The organism is Rhizobium vallis (assembly GCF_003985155.1).
GTDB classification, from domain to species: Bacteria; Pseudomonadota; Alphaproteobacteria; order Rhizobiales; family Rhizobiaceae; genus Rhizobium; species Rhizobium vallis.
In genome coordinates, this window is the sequence record NZ_ML133694.1 from 215,560 (window position 1) to 233,675 (window position 18,116).

Sequence of the window (18,116 nt, forward strand, 5' to 3'; positions counted from 1 at the left end):
GCAAGGGGCATGCCCGCCTGTTCCCGTGGTCTCTTCCCGCGCCTCTTATTGGTTTTGTCGAGCGCCGGAAAATCGCCAGTTGCCTTTGTTTTTCATCTGGCGGATATTTGACCGATTGGTAAACATTACAACTTCCACCGCCGGGCTCAAGACGAAAATCACGAAAATTGCCGATAAAAATGCGGGCAGTTGCACAAGAAAGCGGCGGGGATGGCTACCGGCCGAAACTTGAGCGAAGAAGTTGAATTTCAAGGGGAAACAATAGCCGATGGCTATTCCGAGAGCAGCGAAAACCCTAAGGCGGACGCGAATCCAGGAGGAGAAGGAAGAGCAGATTCTGGAGGCGGCGCTCGACGTGTTTTCGGCACGCGGCTTTCGCGGCTCGACCATCGATCAGATCGCCGAAGTGGCCGGCATGTCGAAACCCAACCTGCTCTATTATTTCCGCACCAAGGAAGCCATGCACCGGGCGCTGATCGACCGTGTGCTCTACACCTGGCTGGAGCCGTTGCGCGCCTTCGATGCCGAAGGCAATCCGGAGGAGGAAATCCGCAGCTACATCAGACGCAAGCTTGAGATGGCGCGTGACTTTCCGCGCGAGAGCCGGCTTTTCGCCAATGAGGTGCTGCAGGGCGCGCCCCATATCGAGGACGAGCTGAAGGGGCCGCTGAAGGAACTGGTGGACGAGAAGGCGGAGGTCATCCGCGCCTGGGCGAAATCAGGCAAGATCGCCAAATGCGATCCCTACCACCTGATCTTCTCGATCTGGTCGACGACGCAGCATTATGCGGATTTCGACGTCCAGGTTCGCGCGGTGCTGGGGCAGGAGCATGCCGGCGATGGGCGCTTCGAGGATGCGGCGCGGTTTCTCGAACAGCTCTTCATCGGCGGGCTGCGGCCGGATACTTCGGGAACGTGACCGCTTAGCCTCTCTTGGGAAGCTGCAGCCGGGCGAGAAGATCCGTTATGCCTTCGGTCGTATAGGGTCTCTGTAAGATGGGCGCGACTTCGTTTCGGCCGCCATTCGCTAGGTGGCGCGCGGATTACTTTCTTTATCGTTCGGAACAGCAGTTGGTGATTGAATGCCTTTGCGCGCGACGTGTTGCTTGGCTAGCTGCTGTAAGGCAAAGTTCGAGCGATGAAACATGATCTAGCCATTTTCGACTTCGATGGAACGCTTGCAGATAGTGGGGAGTGGTTCTCCGGCTCGCTCAACGACGTGGCTGATCGTTTCGGTTTCCGCCGAACATCAGTCGAAGAGAGGGAGGCGCTCCGGCATTTGGGGAACCGTGAGATCATTCGGAAGCTACGAGTGCCGATGTGGAAGATGCCGGCTATCGCCGCATATATGCGGCGAAGAGCGACAGAGGACATCGAGTCGATACGGCTATTCGAAGGGGTCGCACCTGTATTGACGATGTTGCGCCAGCGCGGCATCAAGCTCGCGATCGTCAGTTCCAATACCGAGCAGAACGTACGAGTGGTTCTTGGCCCGGGGCTTGCCGAACTGATCGATTTCTATGGATGCGGGTCTTCAATATTCGGCAAGGCCGTCAAGTTTAGAGGTGCGATGAAGCAGCTCGGGACCGCGCCGGAGCGCACCATCTGCGTCGGCGACGAGACGCGCGACATCGAGGCAGCCAAGGCAGTCGGTGCGTCATCGGCGGCAGTCACCTGGGGATATGCCGCACCGGAATCGCTTCGGCTGATGAAGCCGACGCTGCTGCTCGAGCAAGTGCATGAACTAGAGAGACTGGCTGGATAGCCATCCAAGCCTGCTAGCGAGCGCCATCGCCTTGGGTCGAACGATTCAGCCCATTACCGTCGGCAATCTGGAGGCAAGCGCATCGATCGCAAGTCTCACCTTCGGCAGCATGACCGGGGAGCGTGGCCAGATGGCATGGGCATCGAAGACATTGGCCGGCTCGTGTTTCAGCACCTGGATGAGCCGGCCTGCAAGCACCTCGTCGCGTACGAGCCAGCAAGGCAGCCAGGCAAGGCCGCGCCCGGCGACGGCCGCGTCTGATATCGCAGCCAGATCGTCGAGCCGCAGCCGGGCCTTCGGCGCTATCCGGCGCATGGGATCGGCTGCCGTGGGAAAGATCCAGCCCTTGTCGTCAACGCCCCGTCGGTAGACGATGCCTTCATGCCGCGGAATATCGGAAACCGTCTGCGGGGGCCCGTGTCTTTCCAGATAGGCGGGCGATGCGCAGACTGTCATGCGTTGGCGGGCGATCGCCCGAGCCATCAGATCCGGATTGTCTTTCAGCGGTCCGTTGCGGATGGCAAGGTCGAAGCCATCCTCAAGCAGATCGACGACACGGTCGTTGAAGGAGAGGTCTATTTCGAGATCCGGATGTTCATCGAGCAGGGTTGCGAGGACCGGCGCGATGCAGTGGCGGCCGAAAAGCACGGGCATGGAGATGCGCAATCGGCCACGCACGTCGCGCCGGCCGGATTCCAGCATGGCTTCTCCGAGGCGAATTTCCTCGACCGCCCGCAGGCAGCGCTCATAGAAGAAGCGGCCTTCCTCGGTGAGGCTCTGCATGCGTGTCGTCCGGTTGAAAAGCCGCACGCCGAGGCGCTGTTCCAGACGGGCGATGGTCTTGCCGACCGCCGAGCGCGTGAGATGGAGCCGGTCGGCGGCAGCCGAAAAACCACCGGCCTCGACCGTTTCGACAAAGATTGAGATGCCCTTCAGCTGTTCCATTTTGTTTCCTTTGTGGAACCATTCTGGCGAATTAATATCGCAACTGGTGCGAAATATTCAACGATATGGTCTTGCTCCCTGCAATGGACAAGGAACAAGGCAATGGAGACGACACGGGAATGGCAGATCGACGCGGTCGGACCGGACCGCGAGCTGACGATCGGCGAACGCAGGCTTGAGCCAGTTTCGGGAAACAAGGTCCTGGTTCGGACGGAAGCTGTCTCGCTCAATTTTCGCGACCGGCTGGTGATGGAGAGCGGCATGGGGCTGCCGCTGCAATTTCCCTTCGTGGCGGCTTCCGATATGGCCGGGATCGTGGAGGCGGTCGGTCCCGAGGTTACCCGCTTCAAGCCGGGCGACCGGGTCATCTCGACCTTTTCGCCTGACTGGATCGACGGACGCGGGTTGGGCGACGCGCGCACGCCGCCTTACAAGACACGCGGCGGCTTCTATCCGGGCGTCCTTTCCCAATATAGCGTGCTGTCCGAGGAATGGTATTCGCGCGCGCCTGACACGCTCGATGCGGCGCAGGCGAGCACCTTGCCCTGCGCCGGTCTGACGGCCTGGTTCGCCTTGATCGAACGCGGCGGCCTGAAGGCCGGCGACAAGGTTGTGATGGAGGGTACCGGCGGTGTGGCGCTCTTTGGCCTGCAGATCGCCAAGGCGCATGGCGCGGAGGTCTTCATCACGTCAGGCAGCGGGGAGAAGCTCGAGCGTGCTCTTGCCCTCGGCGCCGATCACGCGATCAACCGCCATGAGGGCGACTGGGTGGAGCAGCTCTATCAGTTGACCGACGGCTACGGCGCCGACCACGTGCTCGAAATCGTCGGCGGTCCGCATCTCGGCGAGGCGCTGAGGGCGGTCGCGATCAACGGCCGCATTTCCGTCATCGGCGTGCTCGAAGGGTTCGAAGTCTCCGGCCCGGCAGGTCCGCTTTTGCTCAAGGCCCCTGTCGTGCAGGGCATTTCCGTCGGCCATCGCCGCGCGCTCGAAGATCTTGTGCGAGCCATCGACCAGATCGGGCTGAAGCCTGTCATCGACAAACGCTATGCTTTCGACGAATTCCCGCAGGCGCTCGATCATCTCTATCGCGGGCCTTTCGGCAAGGTGGTCGTCGAGTTCTGACGATCGCGATTTCCCTTCTCCCAGGGCAGATAAACGCCGCCGGGAGAAGGGAAAGCTGGTCAGGCCGCGGCGGGAACGCCCTGTTCGAAGGCAAGGCCTTCGTCGGCCCAGCCAGTCATGCCGCCAATCATCAGCTTGGCCTTGAGGCCGAGCTTGGCGAGGCGGAAGGCGGCCTTGTCGGCGCCGTTGCAATGGGGGCCGGCGCAATAGACGACGAAGAGCGTGTCCCTTGCCCATTCCGACATGCGATGGGCGGTCATTTTGCCGTGCGGCAGGTTGATCGCGCCCGGAACGTGGGATTGCGCAAACAGTGCCGGCGAACGCACATCGAGAAGAACGAAATCAACTTTGCCGGCGGCAAAGGCGGAGCTGACATCCGAGCAATCGGTCTCGAAGGCGAGCTTGGCGGCAAAATGGGCGGCGGCGATATCGGGCTCGGCGGCTGGGGTTTCGGCGACGGGGCTTGGCATCGGTCTTTCCTTTCCGGTTGGAATTGCCGTCTGGTATCGCCGATGCTAGAGCTTTGTGAAATTGGCCATCATGACTGACAGCGTAAAGATCATGCCAAACGCATCGCTACAGCAAACGAGAGGACCGCTGGTCGCGGCGCTTGCCTATGATGGGCTCTGCACCTTCGAATTTGGTATCGCCTACGAAGTCTTTGGCCTGCCGCGTCCCGAGATGGGCGAAGGCTGGTATCGCTTCTCGGTCTGCGGCATCGAGCCCGGCCCGCTTCGCGCCGCTGGCGGATTGACGGTCGCGGTCGACAAGGGGCTGGAGGTGCTCGATGAGGCGGACCTGATCGTCGTGCCCGGCTGGCGGGCGATCGATGCGCCGGTGCCGGAGCCGCTCGCCGCAGCCCTCAGGGCAGCGCATCAGCGCGGCGCGCGCATCATGTCGCTCTGCTCCGGCGTTGCGGTTCTTGCCGGCGCCGGCCTGCTCGCCAACCGCAGGGCGACGACGCATTGGCGCTATGTCGCCTCGATCGCGGCGCGCTATCCCAACATCACACTTGATGCCGGCGTTCTCTACATCGACGAGGGCAGCCTGCTGACGGCGGCCGGAAGTGCCGCCGGCATCGATCTCTGCCTGCATGTCGTGCGCGGCGATTTCGGCTCGGAGGCCGCAAACAGCGTCGCCCGCCGCCTCGTCGTGCCGCCGCATCGCGAAGGCGGACAGGCGCAGTTCATCAGCGCGCCGGTTCCTGAAGAACGCGAGGGCATTCGCTTGGGCCCGCTGATCGAATGGATGCGTGAAAGCCTTTCCGAGGAGCAGCCGATCAGCCTGCTTGCCAAAAGGGCGGGCATGAGCATGCGCACCTTTCAGCGCCGGTTCGAAGCGACGACCGGTCTCAGCGTCGGCGAATGGCTGCTGAAGGAGCGGCTGCGCCATGCCCGCGATCTGCTGGAAAGGGAACTTGCGGTCTCGCTCGACGACATCGCCGTCGCCAGCGGCTTCGGCACGCTGGCGACGATGCGGCATCATTTCCGCCGGCGGTTGGGCACGAGCCCCAATGCCTATCGGAAGTCATTCGGCGGCTAACGGGGAAGACGGCACCCTTTCGAAAAAGGGCGCCGTCATCTTCACTCACGGTCTCTAAAAATAATAATCCCGCTCGATGCCGTCATAGCGGCCGGATTGCAGGCAGCAGTTCTTGAAACCGCCTCCCGGAGCCGCAAGGGCAGGGATCGTTGCGTCCGAGTTTTTCAATCAGTTCGACATCGCCATGTACGATTTGCGAACCGGTCTTGACCCGGGCTTCGGATGGGAAGGATTTGCGTCGTTTCGACGTGACCTCAAAAGCTGAGGTCGGTGAGGTGTTTGCGAGCCATGGCTGCCTCCTCTTCGTGGACACGCTGCGATGGTGCAGCAGGGTCGCCATAAATCCATCGTAGGCTCAGCGCAACGCCGCGGATTGATCTTTTCCGCGGCGTTGCAAAGCCGTCACTCCGCAGCCTGGCGGGCCATCGGGTTGTTCGGGTGGGTCGTCCAGTTGGCGTAGTGCGGGTCGACCACCTTGCCGGTGCGCTTGTCGAGGGTGCCGGCGGGGAGCTGCTCCATGGTGATGCAGTTCTCGACCGGGCAGACGCTGACGCAGAGATTGCAGCCGACGCATTCCTCGTCCATCACCTCGAAATGGCGAACGCCATCGACGAAGTTGGTGATCGCCTGGTGCGAGGTGTCCTCGCAGGCGATGTAGCAGCGGCCGCATTTGATGCAGGCGTCCTGGTCGATCTTCGCCTTGGCAATATAGTTGAGGTTGAGATACTGCCAGTCGGTGACGTTGGGCACGGCGCGGCCGGTGATGTCGTCGAGGGTCTTGTGGCCCTTTTCATCCATCCAGTCGGAAAGGCCAGTGATCATTTCCTGGACGATCTTGAAGCCGTAGGTCATGGCTGCGGTGCAGACCTGCACGTTGCCGGCGCCGAGGACCAGGAATTCGGCCGCATCTCGCCAGGTGGTGATGCCGCCGATGCCTGAGATCGGCAGGCCGTAGGTTTCGGGATCGCGGGCGATCTCGGCCACCATGTTGAGCGCGATCGGCTTGACCGCCGGGCCGCAATAGCCGCCATGGCTGCCCTTGCCGCCGACCGTCGGGTTGGGGGCGAAGTTGTCGAGATCGACGGAGACGATCGAGTTGATCGTATTGATCAGCGAGACCGCGTCGGTGCCGCCGGCCTTGGCTGCGCGGGCGGGGCGGCGGATATCGGTGATGTTGGGCGTCAGCTTGGTGATGACGGGCATGCGGGTGTAATGCTTGCACCAGCGCACGACCATTTCGATATATTCCGGCACCTGGCCGACCGCGGAGCCCATGCCGCGTTCGGACATGCCGTGCGGACAGCCGAAATTGAGCTCGATGCCGTCTGCTTCGGTCTCTTCCACCAGCGGCAGGATGGCCTTCCAGGCCTGTTCCTCGCAGGGCACCATGATCGAAGCGATGAGCGCCCGGTCCGGCCAGTTCATCTTGACCTGTTTCATTTCCCTGAGATTGGTCTGCAGGTCGCGGTCAGTGATGAGCTCGATATTGTTCAGGCCGAGCAGGCGCCGGTCCGCGCCCCAGATCGCGCCATAGCGCGGGCCGTTAACGTTGACGACGGGCGGGCCTTCCTCGCCCAGTGTCTTCCAGACCACGCCACCCCAGCCGGCTTTGAAGGCGCGCTCGACGTTATAGGCCTTGTCGGTCGGCGGCGCCGAGGCCAGCCAGAACGGGTTCGGGGATTTGATGCCGACGAAATTATTGCGGAGATCAGCCATTGTTCATTCTCCCCTTCAAGCAACCGCGACAGCCGGAGCGGCTGCTGCGGACAGGGTTCGGTGAATGGATTCGGCCGCGTCGCGACCATGGGCGACGGCCGAAACCGTGAGATCCTCGCCGCCGAAGACGCAGTCGCCGCCGGCCCAGACGCCGTCGAGCGAGGTGTGGCCTTCGGTGTCGACGGCGATGCGGCCGGATTCCATGCGCAGCGAGCCGAGGCTGGAGGCTTCGAAAGTCTGGCCGATCGCCTTGAAGATCTGGTCGGCGGCGATTACGCCGGTTTCGCCGGTGCCGACGAGGCGGCCTTCAACGAGTTTGGTATATTCCACCTCGATCGCGGCCACCTTGCCGTCCTGCGAGAGGATTGATTTCGGCGCCAGCCAGTGGCGGATGATGACGCCCTTGGAGCTTGCCAGATCCTGCTCATATTCGGAGGCGTTCATATGTTCCTTGCCGCGGCGGTAACAGATCGTCACCTCCTCGGCGCCAAGGAGCTTTGCCTGCACGGCAGCGTCGATCGCCGTCATGCCGCCGCCGAGGACGACGACGCGGCGGCCGATGGCGATGCCGCTCTTGTCTTCGGCCTGGCGAAGGGCTGCGATGAAATCGACGGCGTCGTCGACGCCTGCAAGGTTCTCGCCCTCGATGCGTAGCGCGTTGACGCCGGCAAGACCGATGCCGAGGAAGACGGCGTCATATTGCGCCTGCAGATCGGCAAGCGAAAACTCGCGGCCGAGAAGGGCGCCGTGCCGGACCTCGATGCCGCCGATCGAGAGGACGTAATCGACTTCCGCCTGTGCGAAATCGTCGACCGTCTTATACGTGGCGATGCCATATTCGTTGAGGCCACCGGATTTTTCCCGGGCATCATAGATGGTGACGGAATGGCCCTTCACCGCCAGGCGATGGGCGGCGGCAAGGCCTGCCGGGCCTGCGCCGACGACGGCGATCTTCTTTCCGGTCGCTTCGGCCCTGACATAGAACTGCTTGCCGGCCTGCATGGCGGCATCTGTGGCATAGCGCTGCAGACGGCCGATCTCGACAGGGCGCTCTTCGGCCGTGTTGCGCACACAGGCCTGCTCGCAGAGTTCTTCGGTGGGACAGACGCGGGCGCACATGCCGCCGAGAATGTTCTGATCGAAGATCGTCTTTGCCGAACCGATCGGGTTGCCGGTCGAAATCTGGCGGATGAAGAGCGGAATGTCGATCGAGGTGGGACAGGCCGTCATGCACGGCGCGTCATGGCAGAAATAACAGCGATCGGCGGCGACCAGCGCCTCATGATTATCGAGGCGCGGATGAAGATCGGAAAAATTAGCCTCATACTCGGCGGGCGAAAGCCGGCCAGCATGAATCCCAGTTTCCAGTCGTTCCATTGAAGTTCCCTCATTATTGGTAAACGGCCTGTGAGGGAAAGCGTAACTCAGGTTTAAAAATTTATCAAACGGTAAAATTTTGCTGATTGCCGCTCGCGAACTGACATGTAAGTGTCTGTTTTGACGGAGGGAATTTATCCGGTTCGAAAGCGTGGTATGGCTAGGCGCGGGGCAGGGAAAGGGGATCCGAAAAAAGATTCAAAAAAGTCGAATTTATTTTCGATCCGAGGGAACCAAAGTGTAGCGCCGTCGTTATTGCGATATCCGGATGGTGATCGCATCGACCCAACATGCGCGCCCCCAACCCACCATCCGGACGTACTCACGGTCCCCTCCCGGTGAGTGAAGACAGCCGGTGCGCCGCCCTCGCACCGGCTGTTTTTCCGTTTTAAGGCTTCGGCTTCCCCAGGCTCACGCCCGCTTGAGAATCTCGAATTCGGTTTCCGGGATGGTCAGGCGATATTCGATGCGACCGGGAACGAGATTGAGTTCCGCCTTGCCGTTGACCGAGGAGGGCACGACGCGCTCCAGCACGGTGCGGCCGAAGCTGTTGTCGCTGAATTCGTGAATTTCCGACTGATTGCGCAGCACTTCCGCCCAGGCGACCTCGATTGCCCGCCTGTCGCCGATCATGGCTTCGCGGCAATTCAGGGTGATGGACGTCGCACCGCCTGATATCGCGCCATAGGAGGCGGAGTTGACGATGAGTTCGTGGAGGGCGAGGCCGAGATGCACGGCGGCATTCGGCGTCAGATGGGCGTTGATGCCGTAGATCGGCATGGAGCCCGATGTTTCCGGCCAATAGGGGGCGAACTGCTTTTCGGCGAGTTCGAAGAGGTAGGCGCCGCGCCAGCTCGAATCCGTGATCAGGTCCTGCGAGTTGGAAAGCGATTGCAGCCGTCCGCGGAATTTGAGGAGGAAACTGTCGAGAGAGAGCGTGTTGCGCGCCGTCTGCGTGGCGATGCCCTGGATGATGGCGAGAAGGTTCTTCGAGCGGTGCGAAAGCTCGCGCAGCAGCGATTTCAGCACTTTTTCGCGATGCCGGCTTTCGGTGACCTCAGCCATGACGGACAGAAGTCCATGTGCGCCGCGTTCGCCGGTGCGCTGGATCTTCAGCTCATAGGTGCGCATTTCGCCGTCGACGTCGATGGCGACCTCGGCATTGTTGGGAATGCCGGTTTCAAGCACCTTGTGTTTCAGCGCCGTCAGATATCGGCCGTGGGCATCGCCGAAAAGCGCGGCATCGCTGCCGCCAGGCATGAAGAGCGCTGCAAAATACGGCGGCAGATTTTCGGCGTAGAAGATCGAAAGCCGGGCGTCCTGGCAGAGGATTGAAATCCCGGCGCTGCCGAGCGCACGCTCCATCATTGCGGTCTTGCCTTCGAACGTGAAAGGCGTGCCGGACAATGCTTCCGTCGTATTCACTCGGCCGCCTTTCCTTGTGACATCTCGAACGTCGCTGAAGGGAGAGCCCTTCAGGAAATCGCCTGCCAACTCTAGAACAAAGCGCTGCAAAAACCGTTAAAACCACCGCAACGCTCCGGTAGCACCGGAACGCCTATATTGGCGATTTGGTTCCGAAGGCCGGAAAATTGCGTTTCAGGCGGCTACTTTGGTCGATTCATTGAAGAAAAGTGCCTGACTGATCAGTGCCTTGACCATGTCGGGATTGAAGGGTTTGGTAACAAGGAACGTGGGTTCGGGGCGCTCGCCGGTCAGAAGCCGTTCCGGGAAAGCGGTGATGAAGATAACCGGCACGCTCGATGTCTTGAGGATGTCGTTGACGGCATCGATACCGGAGCTGCCGTCGGCCAGCTGAATGTCGGCCAGCACCATGCTCGGCTTGGTCTTGTTGTAGAGCGCGACGGCCTCGGCATGCGTGCGCGCAATGCCGGTGACGCGATGGCCGAGGCTTTCCACCATCTGCTCGATATCCATGGCGATCAGCGGTTCGTCCTCGATGATCATGATATCGGTAGCGACCTGGCGGGAAATTTCCTGCGAGGCCTTGTCGAGCAGGCGCATGACGTCCTGTTCGTCGAGTTCCAGGATTTCCGCAATTTCGGCAACCCGGAAATTCTCCACGGCGGCGAGCAGGAAGGCCTGACGGGCGCCCGGCGAAACCTTGGAAAGGTTGAGCGTGGCGCGCTGCTCCCAGGCATAGGGCGAGGTCGGTTCTGGAATCTGGATGGCGGTGGAACCAAACAGTTGAGTAAACAGTTTGTAGAGTGCAACCCGGTCATTCGTCGTATCCGGGAAAATCGACAGATCGGCGATGATGGCTTCAAGAACAGCGGCGACATAAGCGTCACCTGATGTCTGAGTGCCGGTCAGAGCGCGGGAATAGCGACGCAGATAAGGAAGGTGCGGCGCGATTCGAGTAGAAAGTGTCATAAATGGCTCCCGTATGCAGGCCGGTCTTGGCTTCAATGAGCGGTTAACGCCGCCTTGGTAAAAAAGTTCCGGAACGGCAGGAACTTTTTTTGTCGCGCCGCATTATACCAGCCGACACAGAGAGGGCGTAGCATTTTGACCCATGCGGCGGTAGATGCCAGCGACATCGATAGTAAAACCCTCAGTATCGATGGCATTGGCGGGTGCCGAAACCATGATTATTCCATGCGCGTCCCCGGCACAGACAACGGTGAGAAGACGAGTTGATGACTACACGCAATAAAGAAGCAGCCGATCAGCGGAAGCTGGAGCTGCGGGCAAGCGACATTCTTGACCCGAACAACCAAATCGGCGTCAGGCTTCGGTCGCTTTATGCCGCCGCGCAGGAAGAGGCGATCCCCGATCGTTTTCTCGATCTTCTCGAAAAGCTCGACCATGCCGAGATGATGGCTTCCGCCAAGATGGCCGAATAGGATCGTCGGATGGAAGATAAAGTGCAACCCAGCTTCAAGCGGGAATTGCTGGCGGCCCTCCCTAGCCTTCGCGCCTTTGCTATTTCGCTGATCGGCCGCCACGACCGCGCCGACGATCTCGTTCAAGACACCATCATGAAGGCCTGGGCCAAGCAGGATCATTTCGAGATGGGCACCAACATGAAGGCCTGGCTCTTCACGATCCTGCGCAACGAGCTTTACAGCCAGATGCGCAAGAGCGGCCGCGAGGTGCAGGACAGCGACGGGCTGTTCACGGAATCGATGGCGATGCATCCGTCGCAATATGGCGCGCTCGATCTGCAGGATTTCAAGAAGGCGCTCGACCAACTGCCGCCGGATCAGCGCGAGGCGATCATCCTCGTCGGCGCCTCGGGCTTTTCTTACGAGGAAGCCGCCGAAATCTGCGGCTGCGCCGTCGGCACCATCAAAAGCCGCGTCAACCGCGCCCGCCAGCGGCTGCAGGAATTGCTGCAGATATCAGGCGAGGCCGACTTCGGGCCAGACGCCACGTCGGCGCCGCTGACATCGAAGGCGTTTGCGTTCTGAGAAGGGTTATATTTGGGAGGAGGGCACTACACCTCCTCCCTCATTCCTGTGCTCGTCACAGGAATCCAGTGCGCCCAAGTCCTTGGGCGCGAAAGACTTTTCCCTTGAGGTATTGTGGTTCATTCACGGCGCAGACGCGCCGTGGCTGGATTCCTGTGACAGGCACAGGAATGAGGGTGGGTGGGGTGAGCGCACCTGCCAAATCTTCCGCAGGTAATGTGAAGGGGAATATTCACCCCTCTCCGTTCTTGTGACAAGTACACGATAGTGGGCGACCTTGTCCCAGCCATCAATCCTCACGCTTCGACCCCACCAGATTGGCCGCGACGATCGCCGCCAATATGCCGGCCGTCAGCAGCGGCTGCGCGCGGACGAGGCCGAGGCCGACCGTCGCAAGAGATTCCAGTGCCGCGCGGCGATCGCGGGCGCGGCGTGCCTCTCGAGCGTTGATGACTGCCATCACGACAAGCGCGATGATTGCGATCAGCAGCGCGCAGGCGGCCAGGAACAGGGCCGCGCCGACCGGGCCGTAAATGCCGGCGAGCCAGATGGCGCCGGCGGTGACAGCAAGTGCATAGGCGGTGAGAAGGAAGAGGGCGGCGATCGCGATGAAGATGCCGTTGCGTTTGACGCGCACAACGGTTCGATGCACGCTTGCGCCTGTCAGCAGACTGAGGATCGAAAGGAGCATCGCCCTTCCTCAGCGGCGGGCGAGGAAGGCGATGGCAAGGCCGACTGCGGCTGCAGCGCCGATCGTCGTCAAGGGATGCTTGCGCACGGTCTCGCGCATTTCGGTCGCGCTGCGCTCATAGCCTTGCTGCAATTCGCGCAGCAAATCCTCGCTGCGGCCGAGCAATTCCTCGTAGCCGGCGTTTGCCTGGCTGCGGATCTTATCGCCCTGATGGCGCGAGTTCTTGCCGACGAGGCGCGTCAGCTCGGCGAGTTCTTCGCGCAGAGCCCCGATCTGTTCCTCGATGCCGGATTCGAGATTGTGGAAGGTGCCGTTGCGGCGGCTGCGGCTGGACGGGAAGATGGAATAGGTCATGGCTGTCTCCATTGGCTGGGGCGCGCGCAAGCCCGCCTAATCGCTACGGGGGTCACGACCGTTCGTTGCATGCATGAGACCGCCCGGCATTGACCCAGATCACTGCCGAAAACGTGCCGGGCGATCAAAAGTTCCGCTAGAGCCTTTCCGGGTTAGATTGCAGCATTCTGTTGGCTCAAACGGAGTCGGATGGTCGACCGGCCGGCGCGCGTCGTAGCCCAGCTCTACGGCCAAGCCGGCCGGTCGATCAGCCGGCCCGTTTCAGCCAACCCGAAGGGCCGGGCATCTTTCCGCCAGGATCAAAGGCGATCGGCTCGGACGTACCAAGGGGTATGCCCGTCGCCAATCGCCTTTGCCCTGACGAAAACCTGCTCCGGCAGAATGCTGCAATCTAACCCGGAAAGGCTCTAAAGCGGCGGTCGGGGCCGGGAAACGGCGCTGTGGGCGAGCACGAAAGGCGTGCCGTCGGCCGGCGCCTGGTTGATGCGCAGCGCGCAGCCGAACACCGAGAGCATGGTCTCGTCGGTCAGCACCTCCCTGATGCTGCCGGCGGCGGCAAGGCGGCCGGATTTCATCAGCACGATGCGGTCGGCAAAAAGCGCCGTCAGGTTGAGGTCGTGCATGACGGCGATGACGCCGCCGCCGCGTTCGCAGAAGTTGCGGGCGAGCGTCATGATGGTCAGCTGGTGGCTGATGTCGAGGCTGGAGACCGGCTCATCGAGCAACAGCCAGCAGGGTTTGCCATCGACGACGGGCTCGGCGATCTGGCAGAGTACGCGGGCCAACTGCACACGCTGCTGCTCGCCGCCTGACAGTTCCTGGTAGAAACGGCCTTCGAAGCCATTCAGGTCAACGGAGGCCAACGCGGCCGCCGCCGTCTGCTCTGATTTGTCGGGATGGAGGTTGAGGCCCGAGGTCAGGCCCATGCGGACGATCTCGCGCACGGTGAAGGGAAAGGAGATGGTGCTTGCCTGCGGCAGCACGCCGCGAATGGCGGCAAGCTGCCAGGGCTTCAGTCCCTTTACCTCGTCGCCGCCGATGCGCACGGAGCCGTCATAGGCGAGTTCACCTGATATCGCCTTCATGGTCGTCGTCTTGCCGGAACCGTTCGGCCCGGCGATCGCCGTCAGCTCTCCGGCTTTTGCCGTGAAATTGACGTCGCTGACGATGGTCTTGCCGGAAAGGCGCACGGAGAGGCCGGAAACTTCGATCATTTCAGTCGCTCACAGGGCAAGGCGCGAACGCTGCCGCAGCAGGATCCACAGGAAGAACGGCCCGCCGACCGCCGCGGTGATGATGCCGATCGGCAGCTCGGCGGGGGCAACCAGGATGCGGGCGAGCACATCGGCGAAGATCAGCAGCGAGCCGCCGAGCAGGGCTGCCGCCGGCAGCAGGAAACGGTGGTCGGGGCCGATCGCCATGCGCAGGATATGCGGCACGACGATGCCGACGAAGCCGATGCCGCCGCTGACGGCGACGGACGCGCCGGTCGCAGCAGCAACGCCGACGATCGCGACATTCTTCAGCCGCTGCACCGGCACGCCCATGTGAAAGGCGGCCGCTTCGCCCAGCGTGATGGCATTGAGGCCGCGTGCCATGAAGGGCAGGACGGTGAAGGACAACAGGATGATCGGGCCGGCGGCGGCGATCTTCGTCCAGGTGGCGCCGGCAAGCGAGCCCATGCTCCAGAAGGTCAGATCGCGCAGTTGCTGGTCGTTCGCCATGGTGATCAGCAGGCCAGTCAGAGCCAGCGCGAGAGCACCGAGCGCGATGCCGGCAAGCAGCATCGTCGCCACCGAGGTTTGGCCGTGCCGGGTGGCGATCCTGTAGAGCACCAGCGTCGTGATGAGACCGCCGCCGAAGGCGGCAGCCGGTAGGGCGTAGATGCCGAGAAGGGCTGCGAGCGGGGCCGCGATGCCGCCGCCGAGCACGATAATGGTGACTGCGCCGAGGCTTGCGCCCGAGGAGACGCCGACGAGGCCGGGATCGGCCAGCGGATTGCGGAACAGGCCTTGCATCACCGTGCCGGAGACCGCAAGCGAAGCGCCGATGAGGAAGCCGAGGATGGCGCGGGGCAGGCGGATATCGAAGATAATGATCCGGTCCCGGGCGCTGAGCGCCGCCTCGGCGCCAGCCATGTTTCTGACAACGTCGAGGATCGAGGCGTCCGAGGCGCCTGTGGTCACCGAAAACAGCATCGAGAAGACCGAACCGGCGACAAGCAAGGCGATCGTCAGCATGGCGAGCCGCGTTCTGTCGCCCGCCTGCATGTTTTCGCGGATGCCTGTCATCGGGACGTGGCGCCTTCGCTCCGGCATGGCTTGCGGCAGAGCCATGATCAGCCCCCGTAGATCGCCGCATTGAGCTCGCGCGCGGCGGCTGCCGTGCGCGGGCCGAAGCCTAGCAGGTAGATGCCGTCCATCCGGACGATCGCCTTCTTCTCACCTGCCGGCGTCAACGCGATTGCCGGCTGCGCCAGCAGGTCCTCATTCCCTGTGCCGGCGCCATCGCCGCGGTCCATCATCAGGATGAGATCGGGCTTGGCTTCGATGATCGCCTCGTCCGTCAGCGGCTTGTAGCCGGGGAAGGCGTCGACGGCGTTGACGGCACCGGCAAGCTTGATGATGCCATCGGCCGCCGTGCCGGTGCCCGACGCCATGATCCGGCCGTTCTGGGCGCTGAGGATGAAGAGAACGCGCTTGCGCTCGGCCTCCGGGCGCCTTTCGGCATCGGCGATCGCCGCGTCGAGATCGGCTGCGACCTTTGTTTCGAGTGCTTTCGCCTTGTCGGGTACGCCGAGCAGCGTGCCGACGCGATCGATCTTGGCGAGAATGCCGTCGCGGGTGAAGGGGCTCGGCACGGTCTCGAAGGGCACGCTGGCATTCTTCAGCACGGCAAGGGCCTCCTGCGGGCCGGAGCCCTCGACGGCGATGATCGCCGTCGGGTTCATGGCAAGGATGCCTTCAGGCGAAAGCGCCCGCATGTAACCGACATTGGGCAGCTTCAGCGCGGCCTGCGGATAGGTGCTCGTCGTGTCGCGGGCGATCAGCCGGCTTTCCTCGCCGAGCGCATAGACGATCTCGGTGACGTCACCGCCGACCGAGACCAGGCGCGACGTGTCGAGCTTCTTCTCTTCGGCATGGGCGGCGCGAGCGAAGGCGAAGCTTTTGCCTGCCTGCGCCGACGGGATCAGCGGCAGGGCCATGACAACAGCCGTCAGGGCCAGTTCCCAGGGACGGATCCGGCGCAGATTGTTACGCATCGTCATCGCTATGATCCTTATGCGGCGACACTTGCCGCCCGCGGCAGGTTTTCCATGATCTCGCGCCACTCCGAGCGCTCGCCGACGCCTTCCTGCCGCTTGCCGAAGAACTGGATGATCATCTCGCCCTCGGCATTGTAGGCTTCGAGCGAGGTGACGTGGCCGTCCTTGGTCGGCTTGCGCACGGCCCAGGTCTCGGCAATATGGTCCTGGCGCAGATGCAGGTGGAAGGTTGGGTCCATGATGTTGATCCACGGACCCATGGACTGCACGTTGAAGATCGGGCCGGAATGGATCTGGACGATGCCGTTATTGGCGACGAAACACATGATCGGCAGACCTGATTTCACCGAAGCATGCATCATGTCTGCCGTCGCGGTGTTGTCGAGCTTCCAGGCATAGTCGTCGCCGACGGTGCGCACGGCCGCCTGGCGGCCGATCTTCAGGCGCTTCAGCATGCCGAAGAATTCGTGCGTGTCGGTGAGCTTGCTCCAGTTGTCGCGCAGCTCGTTACGGCTGACGTCGGCGGTCTCATCGGCGGCATTCGAGATTTCGGCTTCGACGAATTCCTGCGACTGGTCTTCGAGCCGCAGCTCGGCGACGATCGCGTGATAGGCCTCGACATTCGAATTCGGGCGCAGATGCACCTTGTGCACGGCGTTACCCGCTTTGTCGAAATATTGCAGGCTGAGGCGCTCCTGGTCGCCATCCTTCTTGGAGACCGCGAAGCCATGCTCCCAGCGGCTCGGGAAGATGCGCAGGTCGATGTTCTCGCCGAGGACGATCGCGGCCTGCGCGCCGCTCTTGATGTTTTCGAAGATGCCGATCTTCTCGTGCACCGCGCTTTCGTTGCGCGACAGTGCCAGGACTTCGCCGAGGCGTTCGACGCGCTCAAGAAGCTTCAATGCGCTGCCATCGATGCGGGTCACGCTGATGCCGGTTTCGGCGGCGACGAGGGCCGCTTCGGAGATCTTCAGCCGGGCGGCGATATCGCGCTCGCGCATCTTCGGGTTTTCAGCGCGAAATGCGCGGATTTCTGATGGAGCCGGTCTTTTCTGCTCAGTCATGTCTTGCCCTATTTATTGAGAATGAGTTTGCCCTGGCGGGTGATCTTCAGGCGGTAAACCAGCCCGTCGTGTCGAATCATGATCTCGTTCGTGCCGCGGAAAAGATCCGCGCTTTCGACGATCCGGTGCTGCGCCGCCGGCTCGCCCGGCAGTGGCGCATGCTTAAAGCTATCTGGCTCAACCATCATTTCGGCTGGCAGTTCCGTGAGGCCGGGGATCGGAAGGTTCCCGGTTGTGGCGACAATTATCTTGACTTTCCTACTCATAATTTTTTAAAGACGCAATAGGAGACTGATACAGTCAAGTTTTGAGATTGCCGATATCGGGACAATGCGGAGAAGGTTATGACGGTGAGGTTTGCGGCTGTTGCGGCCGGCATGGTGATGGCGGTTGCGGGCGTAGCCCAAGCGCAGGAGGCGGCATCCGCAAATTCCCTCGATGTCGAACTCAATGCGCTCGCGCCCTCGCAGAAGGGCTGCATGATGACCTTCGTGGCGCTCAACAAATTGCCCGCCGCCATCAGCAAAGTTTCCTTCGAACTCGCTTTCTTCAACGACAAGAACGCCGTCGACCGCATCACTGTGCTCGATTTCCGCGATCTGCCGCAGGGCAAGAAGCGTGTGCGTCAGTTCGACATGCCGAATGTCAAATGCGAGAGCGTCACCCGCATCCTCATCAACGACACGCCGGTCTGCGATGGGCCGGCAGCCGGCGAATGCATGAAGGGTCTCATCACCCGCTCGCAGATATCAGTTCCCTTCGAGGGTTAGAGCATTTCCACGCGGGAAATGCTCTATCTCTTTATTTTCACGCAATTCCGGACGCAAAACCGCTGCTC

Annotated in this window: 22 protein-coding genes; 7 read left to right on the plus strand and 15 right to left on the minus strand. The window is 61.8% G+C overall.

Annotated elements, in window-relative coordinates:
* Window positions 1-45: 45 nt before the first annotated feature.
* Entirely contained in the window at window positions 46-252 is a 207-nt protein-coding gene (locus tag EFQ99_RS23865; protein WP_126923682.1) for a hypothetical protein, read from the minus strand.
* 16 nt (window positions 253-268) lie between these two features.
* Between EFQ99_RS23865 and EFQ99_RS23870 the strand changes: the two genes are divergently transcribed.
* Window positions 269-919 (plus strand): TetR family transcriptional regulator C-terminal domain-containing protein, encoded by a 651-nt coding sequence (locus EFQ99_RS23870; protein WP_126923683.1) that lies wholly within the window; start codon window positions 269-271, stop codon window positions 917-919.
* A 219-nt stretch (window positions 920-1,138) separates the two neighbouring features.
* Window positions 1,139-1,765, plus strand: coding sequence for an HAD hydrolase-like protein (locus EFQ99_RS23875; RefSeq protein ID WP_126923684.1), 627 nt, complete (start codon window positions 1,139-1,141; stop codon window positions 1,763-1,765).
* A gap of 45 nt (window positions 1,766-1,810) precedes the next feature.
* On the opposite strand, the gene EFQ99_RS23880 is transcribed toward EFQ99_RS23875, so the two are convergent.
* Complete coding sequence (locus tag EFQ99_RS23880) at window positions 1,811-2,710, minus strand: LysR family transcriptional regulator (RefSeq protein WP_126923685.1); 900 nt, start codon at window positions 2,708-2,710, stop codon at window positions 1,811-1,813.
* Window positions 2,711-2,812: 102 nt separating this feature from the next.
* Between EFQ99_RS23880 and EFQ99_RS23885 the strand changes: the two genes are divergently transcribed.
* Window positions 2,813-3,835 (plus strand): zinc-dependent alcohol dehydrogenase family protein, encoded by a 1,023-nt coding sequence (locus tag EFQ99_RS23885; protein ID WP_126923686.1) that lies wholly within the window; start codon window positions 2,813-2,815, stop codon window positions 3,833-3,835.
* Between the two features lie 59 nt (window positions 3,836-3,894).
* Here EFQ99_RS23885 and EFQ99_RS23890 read toward each other — a convergent pair whose 3' ends face one another.
* On the minus strand, window positions 3,895-4,305 hold the full coding sequence (locus EFQ99_RS23890) for a rhodanese-like domain-containing protein (RefSeq protein ID WP_126923687.1): 411 nt from the start codon (window positions 4,303-4,305) through the stop codon (window positions 3,895-3,897).
* Window positions 4,306-4,375: 70 nt separating this feature from the next.
* Between EFQ99_RS23890 and ftrA the strand changes: the two genes are divergently transcribed.
* Complete coding sequence (gene ftrA, locus EFQ99_RS23895) at window positions 4,376-5,377, plus strand: transcriptional regulator FtrA (RefSeq protein ID WP_126923688.1); 1,002 nt, start codon at window positions 4,376-4,378, stop codon at window positions 5,375-5,377.
* Window positions 5,378-5,459: 82 nt separating this feature from the next.
* Here the strand turns inward: ftrA and EFQ99_RS23900 are convergent, their stop codons facing one another.
* The 5 genes from EFQ99_RS23900 to EFQ99_RS23920 all read right to left on the minus strand — a co-directional run bounded on the left by EFQ99_RS23900 (window position 5,460) and on the right by EFQ99_RS23920 (window position 10,864).
* Complete coding sequence (locus EFQ99_RS23900) at window positions 5,460-5,717, minus strand: SEC-C metal-binding domain-containing protein (RefSeq protein ID WP_126923689.1); 258 nt, start codon at window positions 5,715-5,717, stop codon at window positions 5,460-5,462.
* Window positions 5,718-5,779: 62 nt separating this feature from the next.
* Window positions 5,780-7,093: an NAD-dependent dihydropyrimidine dehydrogenase subunit PreA gene (preA, locus tag EFQ99_RS23905; protein ID WP_126923690.1), complete on the minus strand. Its 1,314-nt coding sequence runs from the start codon at window positions 7,091-7,093 to the stop codon at window positions 5,780-5,782.
* A gap of 15 nt (window positions 7,094-7,108) precedes the next feature.
* Window positions 7,109-8,470 carry an NAD(P)-dependent oxidoreductase gene (locus EFQ99_RS23910; protein WP_126923691.1) on the minus strand — a complete coding sequence of 454 codons (1,362 nt, stop codon included), beginning with the start codon at window positions 8,468-8,470 and terminating at the stop codon, window positions 7,109-7,111.
* Between the two features lie 411 nt (window positions 8,471-8,881).
* Window positions 8,882-9,877, minus strand: a complete 996-nt coding sequence (locus tag EFQ99_RS23915; protein WP_208722813.1) for a sensor histidine kinase — start codon at window positions 9,875-9,877, stop codon at window positions 8,882-8,884.
* A 192-nt stretch (window positions 9,878-10,069) separates the two neighbouring features.
* On the minus strand, window positions 10,070-10,864 hold the full coding sequence (locus EFQ99_RS23920; RefSeq protein ID WP_126923692.1) for a response regulator: 795 nt from the start codon (window positions 10,862-10,864) through the stop codon (window positions 10,070-10,072).
* 266 nt (window positions 10,865-11,130) lie between these two features.
* Between EFQ99_RS23920 and EFQ99_RS23925 the strand changes: the two genes are divergently transcribed.
* Together EFQ99_RS23925 and EFQ99_RS23930 are read left to right on the plus strand one after the other, a co-directional pair.
* Complete coding sequence (locus EFQ99_RS23925) at window positions 11,131-11,337, plus strand: NepR family anti-sigma factor (protein ID WP_008534490.1); 207 nt, start codon at window positions 11,131-11,133, stop codon at window positions 11,335-11,337.
* 9 nt (window positions 11,338-11,346) lie between these two features.
* The gene (locus EFQ99_RS23930; RefSeq protein WP_004677121.1) at window positions 11,347-11,904 is read left to right on the plus strand and encodes an RNA polymerase sigma factor; all 558 of its coding nucleotides are present in this window, start codon (window positions 11,347-11,349) and stop codon (window positions 11,902-11,904) included.
* 289 nt (window positions 11,905-12,193) lie between these two features.
* Here EFQ99_RS23930 and EFQ99_RS23940 read toward each other — a convergent pair whose 3' ends face one another.
* The 7 genes from EFQ99_RS23940 to hemP form a co-directional block, all read right to left on the minus strand.
* The gene (locus tag EFQ99_RS23940) at window positions 12,194-12,595 is read right to left on the minus strand and encodes a hypothetical protein (protein ID WP_126923693.1); all 402 of its coding nucleotides are present in this window, start codon (window positions 12,593-12,595) and stop codon (window positions 12,194-12,196) included.
* 9 nt (window positions 12,596-12,604) lie between these two features.
* Window positions 12,605-12,949 (minus strand): glycine zipper domain-containing protein, encoded by a 345-nt coding sequence (locus tag EFQ99_RS23945; RefSeq protein WP_126923694.1) that lies wholly within the window; start codon window positions 12,947-12,949, stop codon window positions 12,605-12,607.
* Window positions 12,950-13,356: 407 nt separating this feature from the next.
* Entirely contained in the window at window positions 13,357-14,163 is an 807-nt protein-coding gene (locus EFQ99_RS23960; RefSeq protein ID WP_126923695.1) for a heme ABC transporter ATP-binding protein, read from the minus strand.
* A 9-nt stretch (window positions 14,164-14,172) separates the two neighbouring features.
* The gene (locus tag EFQ99_RS23965) at window positions 14,173-15,285 is read right to left on the minus strand and encodes a FecCD family ABC transporter permease (RefSeq protein WP_126923696.1); all 1,113 of its coding nucleotides are present in this window, start codon (window positions 15,283-15,285) and stop codon (window positions 14,173-14,175) included.
* A 2-nt stretch (window positions 15,286-15,287) separates the two neighbouring features.
* The gene (locus EFQ99_RS23970) at window positions 15,288-16,217 is read right to left on the minus strand and encodes a heme/hemin ABC transporter substrate-binding protein (protein ID WP_126923697.1); all 930 of its coding nucleotides are present in this window, start codon (window positions 16,215-16,217) and stop codon (window positions 15,288-15,290) included.
* Between the two features lie 11 nt (window positions 16,218-16,228).
* Window positions 16,229-17,278, minus strand: a complete 1,050-nt coding sequence (locus EFQ99_RS23975; RefSeq protein ID WP_126923698.1) for a hemin-degrading factor — start codon at window positions 17,276-17,278, stop codon at window positions 16,229-16,231.
* Window positions 17,279-17,286: 8 nt separating this feature from the next.
* A complete protein-coding gene (gene hemP / locus EFQ99_RS23980) occupies window positions 17,287-17,466 on the minus strand; it encodes a hemin uptake protein HemP (RefSeq protein ID WP_126923699.1) in 180 nt (59 codons plus the stop codon).
* Window positions 17,467-17,622: 156 nt separating this feature from the next.
* On the opposite strand from hemP, the gene EFQ99_RS23985 reads away from it, so the two are divergent.
* On the plus strand, window positions 17,623-18,048 hold the full coding sequence (locus EFQ99_RS23985; RefSeq protein ID WP_126923700.1) for a hypothetical protein: 426 nt from the start codon (window positions 17,623-17,625) through the stop codon (window positions 18,046-18,048).
* Window positions 18,049-18,116: the final 68 nt, after the last annotated feature.